The 17,643-nt window shown below is 47.7% G+C and carries 15 protein-coding genes; 11 read left to right on the forward strand and 4 right to left on the reverse strand.

The features are described from left to right. The first annotated feature begins 89 nt into the window (after positions 1-89). The 8 genes from GX019_06380 to GX019_06415 all read left to right on the forward strand — a co-directional run bounded on the left by GX019_06380 (position 90) and on the right by GX019_06415 (position 11,508). A complete protein-coding gene (locus tag GX019_06380) occupies positions 90-899 on the forward strand; it encodes a flagellin (protein HHT36790.1) in 810 nt (269 codons plus the stop codon). 296 nt (positions 900-1,195) lie between these two features. After that, positions 1,196-2,377 (forward strand): maltose ABC transporter substrate-binding protein, encoded by a 1,182-nt coding sequence (locus tag GX019_06385; protein HHT36791.1) that lies wholly within the window; start codon positions 1,196-1,198, stop codon positions 2,375-2,377. Between the two features lie 152 nt (positions 2,378-2,529). Further along, positions 2,530-3,768, forward strand: a complete 1,239-nt coding sequence (locus GX019_06390) for a sugar ABC transporter permease (protein ID HHT36792.1) — start codon at positions 2,530-2,532, stop codon at positions 3,766-3,768. After that, the gene (locus tag GX019_06395; protein ID HHT36793.1) at positions 3,769-4,605 is read left to right on the forward strand and encodes a sugar ABC transporter permease; all 837 of its coding nucleotides are present in this window, start codon (positions 3,769-3,771) and stop codon (positions 4,603-4,605) included. A 12-nt stretch (positions 4,606-4,617) separates the two neighbouring features. Further along, entirely contained in the window at positions 4,618-6,585 is a 1,968-nt protein-coding gene (locus GX019_06400) for a cellulase family glycosylhydrolase (GenBank protein HHT36794.1), read from the forward strand. A gap of 43 nt (positions 6,586-6,628) precedes the next feature. Further along, positions 6,629-7,222, forward strand: coding sequence for a hypothetical protein (locus tag GX019_06405; protein ID HHT36795.1), 594 nt, complete (start codon positions 6,629-6,631; stop codon positions 7,220-7,222). A gap of 81 nt (positions 7,223-7,303) precedes the next feature. Continuing rightward, positions 7,304-8,308 carry a leucine-rich repeat domain-containing protein gene (locus GX019_06410; protein ID HHT36796.1) on the forward strand — a complete coding sequence of 335 codons (1,005 nt, stop codon included), beginning with the start codon at positions 7,304-7,306 and terminating at the stop codon, positions 8,306-8,308. 89 nt (positions 8,309-8,397) lie between these two features. Beyond that, on the forward strand, positions 8,398-11,508 hold the full coding sequence (locus GX019_06415; protein HHT36797.1) for a hypothetical protein: 3,111 nt from the start codon (positions 8,398-8,400) through the stop codon (positions 11,506-11,508). A 62-nt stretch (positions 11,509-11,570) separates the two neighbouring features. Here GX019_06415 and GX019_06420 read toward each other — a convergent pair whose 3' ends face one another. From GX019_06420 to xth, 3 genes are all read right to left on the reverse strand, one after another. Then, positions 11,571-12,671 (reverse strand): RtcB family protein, encoded by a 1,101-nt coding sequence (locus GX019_06420; GenBank protein ID HHT36798.1) that lies wholly within the window; start codon positions 12,669-12,671, stop codon positions 11,571-11,573. An 89-nt stretch (positions 12,672-12,760) separates the two neighbouring features. Continuing rightward, positions 12,761-13,204 (reverse strand): hypothetical protein, encoded by a 444-nt coding sequence (locus GX019_06425; GenBank protein HHT36799.1) that lies wholly within the window; start codon positions 13,202-13,204, stop codon positions 12,761-12,763. 90 nt (positions 13,205-13,294) lie between these two features. Further along, on the reverse strand, positions 13,295-14,059 hold the full coding sequence (gene xth, locus GX019_06430; protein HHT36800.1) for an exodeoxyribonuclease III: 765 nt from the start codon (positions 14,057-14,059) through the stop codon (positions 13,295-13,297). Positions 14,060-14,223: 164 nt separating this feature from the next. Here xth and GX019_06435 point away from each other — a divergent pair, with 164 nt between their 5' ends. Continuing rightward, the gene (locus GX019_06435; GenBank protein HHT36801.1) at positions 14,224-14,571 is read left to right on the forward strand and encodes a hypothetical protein; all 348 of its coding nucleotides are present in this window, start codon (positions 14,224-14,226) and stop codon (positions 14,569-14,571) included. Between the two features lie 17 nt (positions 14,572-14,588). Further along, a complete protein-coding gene (locus GX019_06440; protein ID HHT36802.1) occupies positions 14,589-15,329 on the forward strand; it encodes a DUF3784 domain-containing protein in 741 nt (246 codons plus the stop codon). Between the two features lie 32 nt (positions 15,330-15,361). Here the strand turns inward: GX019_06440 and GX019_06445 are convergent, their stop codons facing one another. After that, complete coding sequence (locus tag GX019_06445; protein ID HHT36803.1) at positions 15,362-16,144, reverse strand: inositol monophosphatase; 783 nt, start codon at positions 16,142-16,144, stop codon at positions 15,362-15,364. Between the two features lie 70 nt (positions 16,145-16,214). On the opposite strand from GX019_06445, the gene GX019_06450 reads away from it, so the two are divergent. Beyond that, positions 16,215-17,546, forward strand: a complete 1,332-nt coding sequence (locus GX019_06450; GenBank protein HHT36804.1) for a sn-glycerol-1-phosphate dehydrogenase — start codon at positions 16,215-16,217, stop codon at positions 17,544-17,546. Positions 17,547-17,643 lie beyond the last annotated feature (97 nt).

The raw sequence follows: 17,643 nt of genomic DNA on the forward strand, positions 1-17,643 counted from the left end.
ATACCTTTCACCATAATAATAGCATATTCTGGATAAAAGTCAATTCAGCTGCTGGTAGATCCTGCCGATATAGATAGTGGGTGAACCTTATGCGAATCTACACGAATATCATGGCAATCAATGCTTATCGCAATGTTAATCTCAGATACAGCGCGCTGATGAAATCTATGGAGCGGCTGTCTTCAGGGCTGCGCATCAACCGCGCTGCTGATGATCCAGCGGGACTGGCCATCAGTGAGCGGATGCGGGCGCAGATTCGCGGCTTAAAGCAGGCATCCCGCAATGCCCAGGACGCTATTTCCATGCTTCAGGTGGCAGAAGGAGCTATGAATGAGACCAGCGCAATTTTGCTGCGGATTCGCGAACTGACTGTGCAGGCAGCAACCGGCACAAATTCCGAATCAGATTTGGAATCAATTCAATTTGAAATTGAACAGCTGATCGAGGAAATCAGCCGCCTAGCTAAAGACACCAATTTTAACACCCTGCACATGTTTGCTTCCGAAGAAGGCTCCAGCTATAAGATCCAAATTGGGGCCAATGCCGGCCAGCACATGACAATCAGTTTTTCGAACATGAGCGCGGAAGCCCTGGGAATAGCTGATATTGATGTTCGTCAGGATCCTGATGGAGCCATGGAGCTAGTGGATCAAGCGATTGAGCGCACTGCTTCTGAGCGGAGCCGGATTGGCGCGTATCAAAACCGGCTGGAGCATACTATCAGCAATCTGGATCAGACTGCGATCAATCTCCAGGCAGCAGAATCACGGATTCGCGATGCCGATATTGCGGAAGAAATGATGAACTACACCAAGAATCTACTGCTTCTGCAGGTGGCAGTGGCAATGCTTGCCCAGGCAAATCTGGCACCGATGATGGTGCTCCAATTGTTAATGTGAATGTGAGCGAATCGAGCCCGGAATTTTTCCGGGTTCTTTTTATTTTGCCGGGGGACATATATATTTGCAAATGCGCCTATCGTTGGACTACTCATATTTGACAAACTTCCGTTAGACGGGCTATAATTTTGTTAGGAAAAGGCAAATAACCGATCTAAATATGCACTTTATGCAAACTAATTGTTGAGGCAGCAGACTTGAGAATATTTACTTGGTGGTGTTGCCTGGCAGAAATCTTTCGCGAGTGGTGCAGTGAAGTGATGGCAGAGCACAACTAACTAGAAGGGGGATTTTGAATGAGTCGGAGACTTCTGGCTGTTATCTGCGGGTTATTATTAGTCTTTTCTGTAAGTGCTGTTGGTTTTGCTAACGAAGTAACTCTTACTGTGTGGGAATCAACCGGCGGACCAGATGAGTTTATTAAGCAGGCCGGAGAGGCGTTCACTAAGCTTTATCCCCACATTAAAATCAATTATGTTAACGTTGAGCTTGGGGATTCCACCGGTCAGATTGCTTGGGACGGGCCGGCCGGTGTAGGTCCGGATCTGTTTGCCGCACCCCATGACAAACTGGGTGAACTAGTTGTGGGCGGCCACGTTATGCCGACCGCTGATCCTGACGAAGTGGGAGCGCAAGTATTAGAGTCCTGCCGCACTGCCCTTACATACGACGGAGTAATGTATGGTTATCCTGTATCGGCAGAGACCTATGCGCTGTTCTACAACAAAGCCCTGATCAGCGAAGATGAAGTGCCTAAAACTTGGGAAGAGCTGAAAGAATTCTCCCGGAAGTTTAATGAAGCTAATCCGGGTAAATACGGCTTCATCATGGACGTGGGCAATGGCTACTACACCATTATCTTTACCACCAGCCAGGGCAACCGTCTCTTTGGTCCTGATGGCACTGATACCGAAAATACCAATATCAACTCGCCAGCTTCAGTTGAAGGCATGAAGTTTTTCCAAAGCTTAAGAGAAATTCTGGATGTGCCGGCAGCTGACCTTACCACTTCGATTGGCGACAGTGTATTTGCCAGCGGTGGGGCAGCCATGTACATTACCGGTTTGTGGAATGTAGCCAACTTTGAAAAAGCCGGACTAGAATTCGGTGTAGCACCTCTGCCGGCTCTGCCTGGTGAAGATACACCTCCTGCATCTTTCTCCGGTACCAGAGCAATGTTTGTTTCGGCTTACAGCTATAATATCGAGGAAGCAGAGCTCTTTGCTAGGTTCTTAATTTCCGAAGAAATGCAGAGACTGCGCTTTGATATTACCGGCACTGTTCCGGCAATTCCTTTGGAAGTCGAAAGTCCATACATTGAAGGTTTCTTAACCCAGCTTGAATATGCGTTCCCTATGCCCTCAATTCCTCAAATGAGCGCTTATTGGGATGCGATGAACGCTGCCAGTGCCAATATTTGGGACGGGGCAGATGTTCAAGCTGAGCTGGACGCTGCCAATATGGCGATTCTCCAGTAATCAAACCTATTCAGAGGGTATCACATCGATACCCTCCTTCCATATTGATCTTACCTTGAGGAGGTGCTGCAGTGGCGACCTCAATAAACTTAAAGCCCCAGGCAGCTGCTGAAGACAGCAGGAAAAAGGTGCTGATCAGTTCAATTTTGTTCATGGGCTTAGGACATATTTTGTTTCTTAAGCAGTACATCAAAGGCCTTTTTTACGCTGCTGTTGAGGTTGTCTTTTTAGTGTTCCTGCCGAAGATAATCACAGCTTTAGGCAATCTGCAGACGCTTGGCGTACCCCAGCCTCATCTGCCCATCAGAGAGCGGGATAATTCGATTTTTATGCTGATTGACGGAGTAGTGGCCTGCGCTGTGATTGCGATTTTTATCAGCATTTATATTATTTCAGTGAGAAATGCCCTGTCCGAATATGAAGAATCACGAGTGAGAAGAATTGGAATCAGAGAAAGCATTAACAGAGCTTTTCCGATTTTAGGCTTAACCCCCAGTATCGGTCTGATTCTCTTTTTTGTAGTTGTACCTCTGGTGTTTTCCGCCTGTGTAGCTTTCACCAACTACTCATCGCCGCGGAACATCCCGCCCAACAACACGGTGGACTGGGTAGGCATTCAGAACTTTAAAACTCTGTTCGGCGGCAGCAAGACTTGGACGCAGGCTCTAGGCAGAGTTGCCGCCTGGACTTTAATCTGGGGGGCATTAGCGACAGCGACCTGCTATTTCGGTGGCATGCTGATGGCGGTAATACTGCAGGAGAGCCGGCTGAAAATAGCGCCTCTTTTCCGGACTATCTTCATCCTGCCTTATGCAATTCCCTCGGTGATCAGTATGCTGGTCTGGCAGAACTTGTTAAATGGGACGTTCGGTACCATTAACAGGACTCTGAAAGCGTGGGGAATCATTGAAAAAACCATACCTTGGCTCGGAGATCCGACCATGGCCAAGTTCACCGCGGTGATGATCAATCTCTGGGCAGGTTTCCCTTACTTTATGCTGTTAGTAACCGGCAGCATGTCGGCAATTTCCAAGGATATTTACGAAGCTGCCCAGATTGATGGAGCAGGGAGATTTCAAGTGTTTCGCCGCATCACGCTGCCGATTGTGCTGTACCAGACCGCGCCCCTGATTATTATGTCGTTTACCCACAATGTCAATAACTTTGGGGCGATCTTCTTCTTAACCGGAGGCGGACCAGTAGTTCCGGATTCAACAGTCACCAGCGCCGGCGGTACCGATATTCTGGTTACCTGGATTTATAAGCTTACCGTTAACCTCATGCAGTACCACTACGCATCAGTTCTGGCAGTGATGATCTTTGTATTCCTTGCCCCACTGGCAGTTGTCAATCTCCGCCGTACCAGATCCTTTAGGGAGGGGGAGCTGTAGATGAAAGAGAAGGCCAGAATCAATCTCAATACAATTATTGTGTTGGTGTTTTTAATCATCTGCACGATTGGGGTTTTGTACCCGGTTGTGTATATCGTAAGCGCAGCCTTTACTCCCGGATCAACAATTGCGCTGAACATTGTGCCCTTCGGAGATGGCTTTACTTTGGAGCATTTTAAACATCTGTTTCAAAACACCAATTATCCGCTGTGGTTTAAAAACACCTTTATAATTGCAATTTCAACCAGCATCAGTACGGTGGTGCTGGCATCTTTGGGAGCGTATGTGTTTTCCCGCTTCCGCTTTACTTTAAAAAAGAGTTTGATGACAGCGCTGCTAATTCTGCAAATTTTTCCCTCGTTTATTGGGATGGTAGCGATTTATGTAATTCTGCTTCGCATCGGCGGACTGGACACTCTCTGGGGTTTGGTGCTAGTATATGTAGCAGGCAACATTCCTTACAATACGTGGCTGGTCAAAAGCTATATCGACACTATTCCCAGAAGTCTTGATGAAGCGGCGATTATCGATGGTGCCAGCCATTTTAAAACCTATCTGCGGATTATCCTGCCGGCAGCTAGGCCAATCTTGACATTCCTGGCCATTGCCAGCTTTACAGCGCCGTGGATGGATTTTATCTTTCCTAAGCTGGTGCTCCGCTCATCTCACAAGCAGACATTAGCCTTAGGATTGTTCAGCTTTGTAACCGATAAGAAGAATGAGTTTACCGTATTCGCGGCCGGTGCACTTTTGGTTGCCGTTCCGTTTATTATCTTCTTTATCGCCACTCAAAAACTCTTGATTGAGTCTTTGGGGGCTGCTGCGGTGAAAGAATAAGGGGGGCCGATCATGAACAGAAATCTAGTGGTAAGAGTGATCATGATGTCGCTGCTTTTGATGCTGGGGATGCCTTTCAGCGGTTTTACGTTTGCCCAAGCTAATGACCGTCCCGGCATCTTTGTAGAAAAAGTGGAAGGAATTCCGGAAGATTTTATCAAAGGGGTAGACGTTTCCAGCATCATTGCCCTGGAAAATAGTGGTGTAGTGTTTTATAACACTCAAGGTGAAGTTCAGGATATCTTCCAGACTTTGCAGGAACACGGGGTAAACTACATCCGGGTGCGGGTGTGGAACGATCCCTATGATGAGAACGGCAATCCCTACGGTGGAGGTAACAATGATGTAGCCACCGCTATTGCGATAGGGAAGCGGGCGACTGCCCAGGGATTAAAGCTCTGCGTCAACTTCCACTACTCTGACTTTTGGGCAGATCCGGGCAAACAGATGGTTCCTAAAGCCTGGGCTGGTATGAATGTTGACCAGAAAGCGGAAGCTCTTTATGAGTTTACGAAAGAAGCGCTGGAAGCGATGCTTGCAGAAGGCATCGATATCGGGATCGTGCAGATTGGCAATGAAACAACCGGAAAAATGAGCGGAGAAACTAACTGGATTAACATTGCTAAATTAATGAACGCCGGCAGCCGCGCGGTCCGAGAGGTAAGCGCAGCTTATGATCAAGACATTATGATTGCGGTTCACTTTACCAATCCGGAGCGGGGTGTGGCTGAATACCACCGCTACGGCATGATTCTCAATAACTTTAATGTCGATTATGACATTTTTGCCAGCTCTTACTATTCTTTCTGGCATGGAACTTTAGCTAATCTAACAGCTGTACTGAAAGATATTGCTGACAGCTTCGGCAAAAAAGTGATGGTGGCGGAAGTATCCTACGCCTATACCTATGAAAATGGAGATGACTTTGGCAACACCATCTCTGAGGAATCCCATGTGGTTAAACCCTATCCGATTACAGTGCAGGGTCAGGCAGATGCAGTCCGGGACTGCATTCAAGCAGTAGTGGATGTGGGAGAAGCGGGCATAGGCGTGTTCTACTGGGAGCCGGCTTGGATTCCGGTCCCGGGCAGTAATTATCAAGAGCGGTTCGAACTGTGGGAGAAATACGGTTCGGGTTGGGCCACCAGTTACGCCGCGTCTTACGATCCAAATGACGCTGGGAAATACTACGGCGGCAGTTCCTGGGATAACCAAGCGATGTTTGATTTTAACGGCAGACCGTTAGCTTCGCTTCAAGTCTGGAAATATGTGGATGCCGGCGCGACAACAGACTTAGTGATCGATGCTGTTAAAGAGGTAGAAGTAAAGGTGAGAATGGGGGATCCGGTGATTCTGCCGGAAACTGTCACTGTAATCTACAATGACAGCACCACCAAAGAAGTGCCGGTAATTTGGGATGACGCAGATTTGGGAGCCATGTCTGCTGGTGGACCGCAGGAGTATCTGCTGTACGGCACGGTTGAAGATGGTAAGAATGCTGTGCGGGCGCTGGCGAAAATCGCGGTCGTGGAGAAAAACTATCTTGATAATCCGAGCTTCGAAGAAATGGATTTAAGTATGTGGAAGATTACCAATATCAATAATGTCACCTCGGAACTCGGCATTACTGATAAAATGCAGGATACCCACAGCGGTACTAGAGCGCTCCACTTTTATTCCCGCAATAATGTCCACTTCACAGTAGAGCAGACAGTTGTCAATCTCCCGCCGGGAGTTTACAACTTCAGCCTGTTCATCCAGGGCGGGGATGCGAAGGATCAGGAGATTTATATCTATGCCAGCGCTGATGGACAGGAGTATCGGGTGGATACAGATATTGACGGCTGGCGCAATTTCCGCAATCCCATCATCCGCAATATTCCGGTGGAATCCGGCACGATAACTGTGGGTGCCCATGTAAAATGCAGCGCGGGAGCGTGGGGTACCCTCGACGATTTTCTCTTGGCTCCGGTGGAATAGGCTTTAGATTGAACATAATGTAATAAGAAATGGAGAACTGATAATGAAAAAGAACACAGCTTTTATTATTGTAGTGATTACAGCCGCAGCACTGGTGGGCTGTTCTAGTCCACTGTTAGTTAATCGGGAAGGAGTAGCTCCTTATAAATTAACCGCAAGCGAGCTGGAGCTGCTCCAGTCACTTGGTTTAGACAATGACGTTAACCTTATTTCCTTCAAAGCGCCTCAGTCAGCCCGCAGCCTGGCAGTGGGCGTGTATATTCTCGGCGATGATGGAAACTGGATCGCTAGCGGTGGAGGCAGAGTCTTACTAGGGGATGATGATACCGACCGACTCGAAGGCACCCTGGCTGTGATTTTCAGGGAAGATTACGCTCTCGAGTTCCATATTAATACTAAAGGCAGAGCCTCATACACAACCAATAAGCTTGATCTAGATCTGGAGATGCTTTTATCGTCGCGCTCTTTTCTCAGCGATTACCGGGAGATCGAGCTCAATCAAGAGATCCCGGTTGCAGTTATGGCATACACCAGCGGTACATCCCTGAGAGCTTTCGGGGTAGATAATTTCTTTACTCCGGAAGTGTTTGCTGGCGCTGATCTCGTTCAAGCAGTCACCCTAACGTTCACAGAATGATCAGCAATCGATTCGGTTATAAGCGGCTGTTGGGACTATGGTTTCAGCAGCCCTTTTTTTAAATGCGAAAGAAGGGTGGAGATGAAAGTGAAGCGGGTCTTAGTGATCTTGATGCTTATTATGCTGGCATCTGGTGTCCAGGCAGAAGTTGAATTTGCTGATCCAAACCTAGAAGCAGCGGTTAGGAAAGCCATCAATAGAGATTTTGGTGATCTAACCGAAACTCATGTAAAGAACATCAGCAGTTTAGACCTAATTGGTGAGGACATCAAGACCCTAGCCGGCATCGAGCACCTAGTATCACTGGATAGACTCGGCTTGTACGGCACTCAAGTCGCTGACTTATCGCCGCTTGCCGCTCTAAAAAATCTGCGCCACCTTGAAATACTTTATAACCGTTCTCCGAAGCTAATGGGCGTTGAAGCCATAGGCGAACTGGCATCATTAACCACGCTGGCACTGTCTGGGCTTAATCTCAGCGATATTTCGTTTTTAAGCGGGCTGAAAAATCTTTATTGGCTGGAGCTGAGAGACAATGAGATAATTGATATCAGTCTGCTGCAGCATCTTAACAACTTAGTGAAGCTGGATCTAAGCCTCAACTTGATTGATGATATCAGTCCCCTTGCAGAGCTGATAGAGCTTCAGTATCTGGACTTAGCTTGGAACTTCTTCTTTGAACTGGATGCTTTGGTCCATTTATCCAACCTTACCACACTTGTACTCAGCGGTACTGATCTCACAGATCTATCCGTCCTTAAAGTTTTTGATCAGCTGACTATAATTAGGTTAGACAATTGCGGACTTAATGATATCAGTGATCTGGCCGAACTTAAGGAGCTAAAAATTGTTCAACTGAGCATGAACGAAATTAGGGACATCAGCTCGTTGGCTGAGCTGAAAGGTCTTGAAGAGCTGGATTTGTTTGGGAACCGAGTAAGTGATATTACTCCACTTTTGGAGATGCCTAATCTTACCAGAGTTGACTTAAGTCTCAATCCGTTAAGTCTCGATGATCAACAGACGTTGGATGTGGTAACTAAGCTTTTGGACCGAGGAGTATATATCCGCAATACATTTGAATAATTTACTTCCACAGCTTATAATGATTATAGCTTTTATGTTTTTTACCAAAAAATATAATTGAAGGGGAGTAAGTCAGACTGAGACCAATGATGAAGCTTAATAATACAAATGAAGTGATTTCACTAGATCGGACTGTCTATCCGCTGGTGGTAGGCAATACCAGCAAATTTACCTTTGATGACTGGGAAACGTCCGGAAGCACAGTTCAGCTGCGCGCACTGGTTAAACATCCTACATATACAGATGAAGACGTGGTCTGGACGTCAGAGGATCCGGAAATTGCTGTTGTGGAAAACGGATTGGTGCGGGGCCGCACGACCGGATTCACTAAGATTGCAGCTTCCCTGCCATCAGGGGATGTGGCTGTCTGCCATATTTCTGTCATTGACAACATCACCCGCTCGACCGTGATGTATCTGAATTTAAATGCCGATACCCTCACTTTGGCTAAAGGCAGTGGGGCGGTTTTAACACCCATTATGTACCCTGAAGATGTTTTGGGTAACGGTGCCATGAACCGGGAAGTGGCTTGGGAAAGCTCTAACCCCAGTGTTGTTTCTGTTGATGAGCTTGGTAAGGTTGAAGCACTCAGCCTAGGTGAAGCAGTGATTACCGCTAGATCTAAGGATGTGGGGCGGACTGCAGTCTGCCGGGTAGTTGTGAGCGAAGAACCAATTGCGGTACAGGGAATAGCTGTGCCGGAAACCGCTCATTATGCTCTGACAGCCGGTGAACAGCTGCAGCTTAACGCTGAGATATTGGGTGGAGAGAGCCGCTTGATCTGGCGCTCCATGAACAGCTTTATTGCCGATGTGGATCAAAACGGCTTAGTCACCGCTTATTCGAACGGTAAGGTAGATATTCTGGTTACAGCGGAGTTAGGCGGTTATACTGAGAGATTTACGCTTGAAGTCCAAGAACCGCAGGCAGCTGTTGAGTCGGTTAACATCAATAAAAAGAACATTAACCTGGTTATAGGCAGTACTAAGCATATTACCGCCACGGTCAGTCCTGCCTGCATTTTGGATAAGCAGATTACCTGGAGCAGTTCCAATCCTGAGGTAGTGGAAGTTATTGAAGTTGAAGATACTGTTTACGGAGCAGCTCAGGTAAGCTTAAAAGCAGTAGGAGTGGGCACTGCGGTAGTGACAGCTGCTAGTGAAGGCAAGACCGACAGCTGCGCTGTTGCTGTCAGTGCAGCTTTTGTTCCGGTAAGCAGGATAGAGCTGGAATCTGAATTAGAGCTGGCCCTTGACCAGGTGTATCAGCTGCAGGCGCAAGTTAATAGTGATGCTGTGGAGCCGCTCCTTGGCTGGTTGATTACTGACCGCAATAAAGCGACGATCAACCAGGAAGGAATAGTCAAAGGCTATCAGCCTGGGGCGGTAAAGGCTTATGCAATCGCTTTAGATTCCCTCACTGCTGAGCAGAAGGCTGTTTTTGATGAGTTAAAGTCTGCTCGGAGCATTGCCGGTGATGCTGGACTTTCGGAGCGGCTGCAGCAGCTGTTAGCAGCGGAGAATGTAACCTACAGCGAATGTGCAGTAACGGTGCAGAATTCATCGCCTTATCTGCGCAACCTTCACGCACCTCAGGAAGCGGTTACTGATTCGTCCGTTAACCTGCTTTGGAATAGAGCTTCCATGTTAGATGCTGAGGGTCTCAGCGCTTATGAGGTTTATCGCGATGGCATCATGGTTGCGGTAACCCAGAAGCTCGGCTGTACTGTCAAGGATCTTGATCCCCAGACTGAGTATACATTTACTGTGAAAGCGATCAACTCTGACTTAGATGAGCTGGTCAATGAAACAATTACCGTTAAGACAAAACCCGCTCCCACAAAGGTAATCAATGTTATGGACGCTCCTTATAATGCGGTGGGTAACGGCCGCGTCATGGATACACTGGCCATTCAGCGGGCGATTAACGACTGTCCGGAAGGCGGTAAAGTTGTGCTTCCGGAAGGGTATGTGTTCTATTCTGGGGCTCTGTTTTTAAAGAGCAATATGACTTTCCAGGTAGACGGCATATTAATCGGCAGCACTGATCCAAAGGATTATCCCCTGATGATTACCAGATGGGAAGGCTGGCGCAAGCTGGAACAGCCAGCAGAAAAGTGGGCTAACTCCACTTCGCCCCATGACCACAATGTCTATGCTCATGCCAGCTTAATTAATGCCGGAGTTTATGATGAGGGCGATCCCGGAGTGATGGGACCCTATAATGTATCCAACTTGGTGATCTGCGGCAAAGGCCAAATCAACGGCAATGGCTTCAAACTCGGCTATAACGAAGGCCCGAACCAAAAATCGGGTAACGGTGGTAAGCCGGTTCCAGAATCAACCAAGCTTAATGCGACTGTGCGGGGCCGGACAATTACCCTGCATAACGCAGAAAATGTCTATGTTGCTGATGTCAATATTGCCTTCAGTCCATCCTGGACTGTGCACCCGATTTACTGCAATCAGATCACCTTTGACAACATTGAATTGGTATCGAAAGGTGACGGGAAGACCGGAGCTGCCGATGACTGCACTATTCTCAACGGTGATGGTATTGACCCGGATTCGTCTACGAGGATCAATATTTTTAACTGCTATTTCACTGCCGGTGATGATGCAGTGGCAATTAAATCCGGCCGCAACCGGGAAGGGAACGAATTAGCCAAGCCGACCGCCTATGTGCGGGTGACTGACTGCGTCAGCAAGGATTCGAAAGGAGCTTTCTGCATCGGCAGCGAGCAGGCGGCAGGAGCCCATGATATCCTATGGCAGAACTTGACTGTGGATACGATTAACTTATTTGGTTTGTGGATCAAGTGCAACGAAGCCCGCGGCGGCAGAATGGAGGACATTCTCTGGAAAGACTGCCGGGTAACCAGGTCGAGCGGTGTGATTTTCATGCAGCTTGACTACAGTTCCAGCCGAACCAACCCGGCTGATGAACTGCCGGTGATCAGCAATATGGTTTTTGAAAACATCCGCGGCATCGGTCCAAACTTAACCGGCATCCGCTTCAGCGGCATGGAGGGAAGCCCGATTCATGATATTGTCATCCGCGGCTGCAGTTTTGATGAGATTGTCAGTAACGATCCCCGGGCGTTTTGGATCAATTACGGCAGAGATTTTGAGCTGATTGATGTCAAACTGCCGGAAGGTTTCGATTGGACCATCACTAACGCAGAGAATATTAAGAAGTAGGCTTGACGATCAAATAAAAGAGTTCCGGATTTGCGCTTTAGCTCCGGAACTTTTTTTTAATGTTAATGTGCTTTAAAGTTGTAGATAGGTTTGAGGATATCGATTACGTCTGCAGCATCATGGATGTTTGCCAAGATTTCATCGATGGGCTTGTAAGCCATGGGAGCTTCATCCAAGGTGGATTTGCCGATGGAGGTGGAATAAACCCCAGCCATTTCATCTCTAAATTCGGATAGACTGAGCTGTTTTCGCGCCTGAGTGCGAGACAGCAGTCTGCCCGCGCCGTGGGGAGCGGAGTAGTTCCAGTCTGGATTGCCTTTGCCGACAGCCAGAATGCTGCCATCCCGCATATTGATGGGAATCAGCACCCGCTCGCCTTTTTGAGCGGAGATTGATCCTTTGCGGAGAATCATGCGCTTGAGATCAATATAGTTGTGAATGGTGGTAAAGGCATCGATTACCTTTAAGTCCATGGCTGCTAAGATGACATCAGCCATGGCTTGGCGGTTAAGCTCAGCGTACCGCTGCATCAGTCCCATGTCGTGGAGGTAATCTTGAAAATCTTGGCCTTCAAGATAGGCCAGATCCCTGGGAATGTTTGCTTTTCCCTTCAGCTTCTGATGGGCAAGTTTCTGGTAATATTCTGCAACCTGCAGACCGATATTGCGGCTGCCGGAGTGAATCACTAGGTAAAGGCTGCCTTCTGAATCCTGGTTAACTTCAATGAAGTGGTTGCCGCCGCCCAGTGTCCCGATGGACAGATAGCCCCGCTCGATATCAACATGCCGACGGCATTTTAAGTCTTCAAGCTTAATATCGGTGCTGTAGCGGTGCCTGGTTTTTCTAATCTTAAACCCCGCGGGAATACTGCGGTTAATGGTGCGGTCCAGTTTTTCTAGATCCAGATCGATTCGGCCTAATTTGACGGTGTACATCCCGCAGCCGATATCGACTCCGACTAAGTTAGGTACTACTTTATCAGTGATCGTCATGGTTGTGCCGATCACACAGCCTGCTCCGGAGTGGACATCGGGCATGATCCGGATTTTCGAGCCTTGGGTAAACTCTTGGTCGCAGAGCTCTTGAATTTGGGCTCTTGCTTCGTCCTCAAGATTATTGGTAAACACTTTGGCGGTGTTATATCTGCCTTTAATTTCGATCATTACACATCCCTCCCAAATACAGTGCCTGTATATTATACCAAAAATGCGCAACACCCGATGAGGTTAATCATCGGGTGTTTTAGGTCTAACTATAGATATACATCAATAACCGCCGAAACGCCTACTCCATTCACTCTTTTCATCTCCAGCGGATTGATATTGTCCACTGGAATCAGCACTGTCAAGCGCATTACTTTCTGCCAATCTGCCTCTACTTGTGCTACAGCCGCTACCTGTTCAACCAGCTCTTTTGGTCCAGAAACCTGAGCTGCTCCGATGTATCCTCCGACTCCGCCTTTGGTGCTCAGCTCACCGCTGATAATCGGCACCACTTTGGTGTATTCCCGCATTTCTAAATCATTTTGGAAGGTAACGGTGTTGATCACATCGTTGATTTCCGATCCAAATTGATTGACGACGTAGCCGATACCAAACAGCTTAATCAGGGAACCCAGTCCACTGTCAAATAGGGCGAGCGCCGGCACTGTACTGAACACAACAGCGGTAACCAGTACAGTGGTGATCAGGGTCAGTTTCCGGTTGGTGGTTTTCACTATTCTCAGCCTCCAAATCGTTAGTAGTAATATCTATTCGCAGCGGCTGCAGTTTTGTGTACTTACCGGTTAAACAGATAGATCAATCTCCAGTTCCACCGGGCAGTGGTCGCTGCCCATGACTTGGTCGTGGATAACCGCGTCGATTAATTTGTCTTCCAGCTCTTCGGACACCAAGAAGTAGTCAATCCTCCACCCGATATTCCGTTCTCGAGCATTGGCAAAATACGACCACCAAGTGTAGGCATCGGTTTTGTCCGGATAGAAGTGCCGGAAGGTGTCGATAAAGCCTGAGTCTAAGAGGGTTGAGATCTTATCCCGCTCTTCATCGGTAAATCCGGCATTCTTGCGGTTGGTGGCCGGATTCTTTAAATCGATCTCCTTATGGGCTACATTTAAGTCGCCGCAGACAATAACCGGTCTGTCCTGCTTTAATTCGAGCAGATAATTCCTAAAGTCGTCTTCCCACTCCATGCGGTATTCCAGCCTGGCCAGGCCCCGCTGGGAATTCGGTGTATAAACCGTTACAAGGTAAAAATCATTGTATTTAAGAGTAATGACGCGGCCTTCCTGATCGTGTTCCTCCTGATTGATGCCGTAGGAAACGGATATAGGTTTATGTTTGGTGAAAATCGCGGTGCCGGAATAACCTTTTTTAGTAATTGCGTAGTTCCAAAACTGCTCGTAGCCGGGGAGATCCAGGTCAACTTGCCCCGACTGGAGTTTTGTTTCCTGCAGGCAGAAAAAGTCGCTGTCTATTTCATTAAAAAAATCCATAAAGCCTTTCTTGAGGCAGGCTCTCAGTCCATTGACATTCCAAGAAATCATTTTCATTTCTGCATCTACTCCCATTCCTATTCCTAATTAGATAATGATTACTAATTAGCTTCGGTATTGGAAGCAGGATACCTGCTCCAGAATCTTTTTTATCCTCGTGAGAGGATATTAAACAGCAGTTTCGAAATACATATTAAGTAGAATAGTAAAGGTGGTTGATTATGAACCCTAGACAAGAAGAATTTCTTAAGAACTTAGGCTCGGGTTTATCGCTGTTTTCGAGCATTATTTTTGCCGCTGTCGCGGTGCTGCTGTTTTTTAAACCCGGGACCGATATTCTGCTGAAGCTTGTGGTCGGTGTAATCCTGGTAGGAATTAAGACAACATTGTTTCACTCGCTGATGAAGACACTGCAGGCAAGGGTAAATAAGCGGTTAGCTGCTGTTTACGTAATTGATGTGATCGGCATGCTGATTATTCTTTTTGCCGGTGTCCCGAAGCTGGCAGCTTTAGGGCTCCTTGTGCTGTGGGTGGCTGTATCCTTTGGTTTGGCTGTAGCTAAACAATAATAGTGGAGTTGATGTGCTTGGAATGGTTAATTTGGCTGATTATGAGTGTGTCGTTTGTTTTTATAGGCTTATCGGTGCATGTGTTTAAGTGGTACTTTTTGATCGCCGGCTATAATACCATGTCTAAGGAAGAAAAGGCTAATGTGGACATTGAGTCGGTGGCCAGGATCATGGGCTACTGGGGCTATTTTAACGGAGTCCTGTTTTTAATAGTGACGCTTCTGTCTGCTTTAGGAGTAGAATTTGCACCAATGGTCGGGCTGATTATTTTTGGAGGATCCACAGTGTTCCTGCTGATCTTTCTCCAAAGATATGATCATAATCCGAAAGGAAAGGGTGGGCTGATGAGTAAACGCAGAAAAGGACAGCAGTTTGGTTCAATTGGCTTTACGATTATCATCCTGGTTGCAGTGGGGCTGCTGATGGTTTATTTCGTGCAGCCGCTTAAGGTAACCATCGATGATGTAGGTGTTCGCATTCACGGTATTTATGGTAAGACTTATGAGTGGGATCAGATTGCTAACGCAGAGCTTTTAGATGAGCTGCCGGGAATCTCCCGCCGAACCAATGGTTCTTCAATCGGTCCTTATCTGCGGGGGCACTTCCGCACCGTTGATTCCGAAGCCCTGCGGCTTTTTGTTAACCGGAGGCAGCCGCCTTTTATTCGCATTGACAGTGAAGAGGGTACCGTAATATTTAACTTAAAGACTCCGGAAGAAACTAGAGCGGCAGCGGAGGAAATTTTTAGGAGATTATAAGCAAAAGCCAGACGCGAAATCTGGCTTTTCTCTTATGATTTTATCTGCTCCATGAGAGCTTGGTGAATAAGGCCATTAGTGGCGGCAATTTCGCCGGCTGTCAGGTCTAACTCCTCTTTGGAGATGCCCGTTACTGTGGCACCCGCCTCCTGGGCGATTAAGGCGCCGGCAGCCATATCCCAGGGCTTAAGGTGCATTTCCCAAAAACCATCGAGCCGCCCGCAGGCCACATAGCACAGATCTAAAGCAGCTGAGCCTAAGCGGAGCACTCCCTGCGTCTCTTTAACTAGATTAGCGTATTTATCGAGGTTGTTGTTGGGCACAGACATATCATAGGGAAATCCGGTGCAGAGCAGGCTCTGTTTGAGCGTCGGTGTCTGGGATACTTTAATCGGCTCATCGTTGAGCCAAGCTCCATAACCCTGCTCAGCGGCAAACATTTCGTCAGCAATGGGGTTGTAGACCACTCCGATAATCGGTCGGCCGTTCTCTAACAGGGCAATTGAAACCGAAAAGTAGGGCAAGCGGTGAGCAAAGTTGGTGGTGCCGTCTAATGGGTCAATTACCCATAAGTACTGGCTGTCAGGGTTCCCCAGCTTACCTCCTTCTTCGGTTAAAAGAGCGTGCTGGGGGTAAGCAGTTGTAATGGCTTTAGTCAAGAGCGCTTCAGCAGCTTTATCAGCGTCGGTTACCAGGTCGATTTCACCTTTATACTCGATCGTAAAATCGCTGTAGAGCTGTTCGCGCAGGATCTTTCCGGCTGCGTAGGCTAAATCCTTAGCATTTTCCAAAAGCACTGGCTTCACCTCATTTATGGTAATTAAGTTACATTCTGTGACTCATTGTATCACATATTTATTAGCGATATAAAGAAGGGATGTAAAATTGATAGAATATCTAAACCGTCAGATTCACTGCACCTGCGGGCGGGTGCACAGCGCGGAGATCATGATTGTCGAGCTTGGTTCCGGAGCCGCTGCAAAACTGCCCAGCATACTAAGTAGGCTTGGATTTAATCATCCGTTTGTTCTTGCCGATACCAACACCCATGCTGTGCTTGGAAAGAAGATTCTGCATATTCTAGCAGGAGCAGGAATATTATATACCGATTTTGTGCTGGAAGATGAAGAAGTAGTTCCCGATGAGAAAACGATCGGAACTGTGCTGACGCAATTTAACCCCGATTGTGATGTGATTATCGCGGTCGGTTCAGGGACGATTAATGATATCTGCCGCTACATCAGCCACAGAGTAAAGCTGCCTTACATCAGCGCAGCCACAGCTCCATCCATGGACGGCTATGCTTCGACGGTGGCACCGCTGATCACAGCTAGTCTTAAAACCACTTATCCTGCCCATGCTCCGGTGGCAATTATTGGCGATGTGGATGTGCTGGCAGAAGCGCCGCTGCCGATGATCGCAGCGGGTTTTGGAGACATTTTAGGAAAAATTACCTGCCTTGCTGATTGGCAGCTTTCAGCGGTTATCAATGATGAGTATTACTGTCCGGAAATTGCCGGTATGATGGAGATCGCTTTGGAAAATACGCTTTCCTGTCTGGAAGGGTTGGCCAAGCGGGATCACCAGGCGGTATATAAGTTGATGGAAGCCTTGATTTTAGCAGGGGTCGCTATGAGCTTTGCCGGCAACTCCCGTCCGGCCAGCGGCAGCGAACACCATCTTTCCCACTTTTGGGAAATGGTGCTGCTCTTTGACAACCGCAAACAGATTCTCCACGGCACTAAGGTGGGAATCGGCACAGTACTGGTGCTGAAGCTGTACCAGATGCTGAAGCGGGAAAAACTAGATTTTACCAAATTAAAACAACTACAGCCATTTCAGAATTACGAGGACTGGGAGCAGTCGGTGGGCAAAGCCTTTGGACCGGCAGCCGAGTCGGTGATTAAGCTGGAGCAGAATGCGGGTAAGAATCTGCAGGAAAACCGCCTCAAGCGGATTGCTAAAATGGAAGAACGCTGGTCGGAAATTGAAGGCATTATCAAGGGGATGCCGGAACCGGAATACGCAATAAGGCTGCTGGAAGAGCTGGGAGGACCGACCGCGCCAGAGCAGATCGGCATTGATGGTGAGACAGTTTACAGCAGTATCCTCTATGCAAAGGAGATCCGCGACCGCTATACAGTGCTGCAGCTGCTGTGGGATTTAGGTCTTTTGGAAGAGTTTGCAAAACTTAACGGAACGTTTGACAAAAATTAACAAAGGTAGTATAATAAGGTATAGATGTTAGACGCTTCCCGGGCAACCGGGTTCGTCTTTTTTCTATACTTTTTTTGAGTATGAGGCGAGAAGAGAA

This window comes from Bacillota bacterium, from assembly GCA_012837335.1.
Taxonomy (GTDB): domain Bacteria; phylum Bacillota; class Limnochordia; order Darwinibacteriales; family DTU012; genus DTU012.

Coding starts and splice junctions, on each gene's coding strand:
- GX019_06380 (HHT36790.1), top strand. CDS start 90: ATGCGAATCTACACGAATATCATGGCAATCAATGCTTATCGCAATGTT.
- GX019_06385 (HHT36791.1), top strand. CDS start 1,196: ATGAGTCGGAGACTTCTGGCTGTTATCTGCGGGTTATTATTAGTCTTT.
- GX019_06390 (HHT36792.1), top strand. CDS start 2,530: ATGGGCTTAGGACATATTTTGTTTCTTAAGCAGTACATCAAAGGCCTT.
- GX019_06395 (HHT36793.1), top strand. CDS start 3,769: ATGAAAGAGAAGGCCAGAATCAATCTCAATACAATTATTGTGTTGGTG.
- GX019_06400 (HHT36794.1), top strand. CDS start 4,618: ATGAACAGAAATCTAGTGGTAAGAGTGATCATGATGTCGCTGCTTTTG.
- GX019_06405 (HHT36795.1), top strand. CDS start 6,629: ATGAAAAAGAACACAGCTTTTATTATTGTAGTGATTACAGCCGCAGCA.
- GX019_06410 (HHT36796.1), top strand. CDS start 7,304: ATGAAAGTGAAGCGGGTCTTAGTGATCTTGATGCTTATTATGCTGGCA.
- GX019_06415 (HHT36797.1), top strand. CDS start 8,398: ATGAAGCTTAATAATACAAATGAAGTGATTTCACTAGATCGGACTGTC.
- GX019_06420 (HHT36798.1), bottom strand. CDS start 12,671: ATGATCGAAATTAAAGGCAGATATAACACCGCCAAAGTGTTTACCAAT.
- xth (HHT36800.1), bottom strand. CDS start 14,059: ATGAAAATGATTTCTTGGAATGTCAATGGACTGAGAGCCTGCCTCAAG.
- GX019_06435 (HHT36801.1), top strand. CDS start 14,224: ATGAACCCTAGACAAGAAGAATTTCTTAAGAACTTAGGCTCGGGTTTA.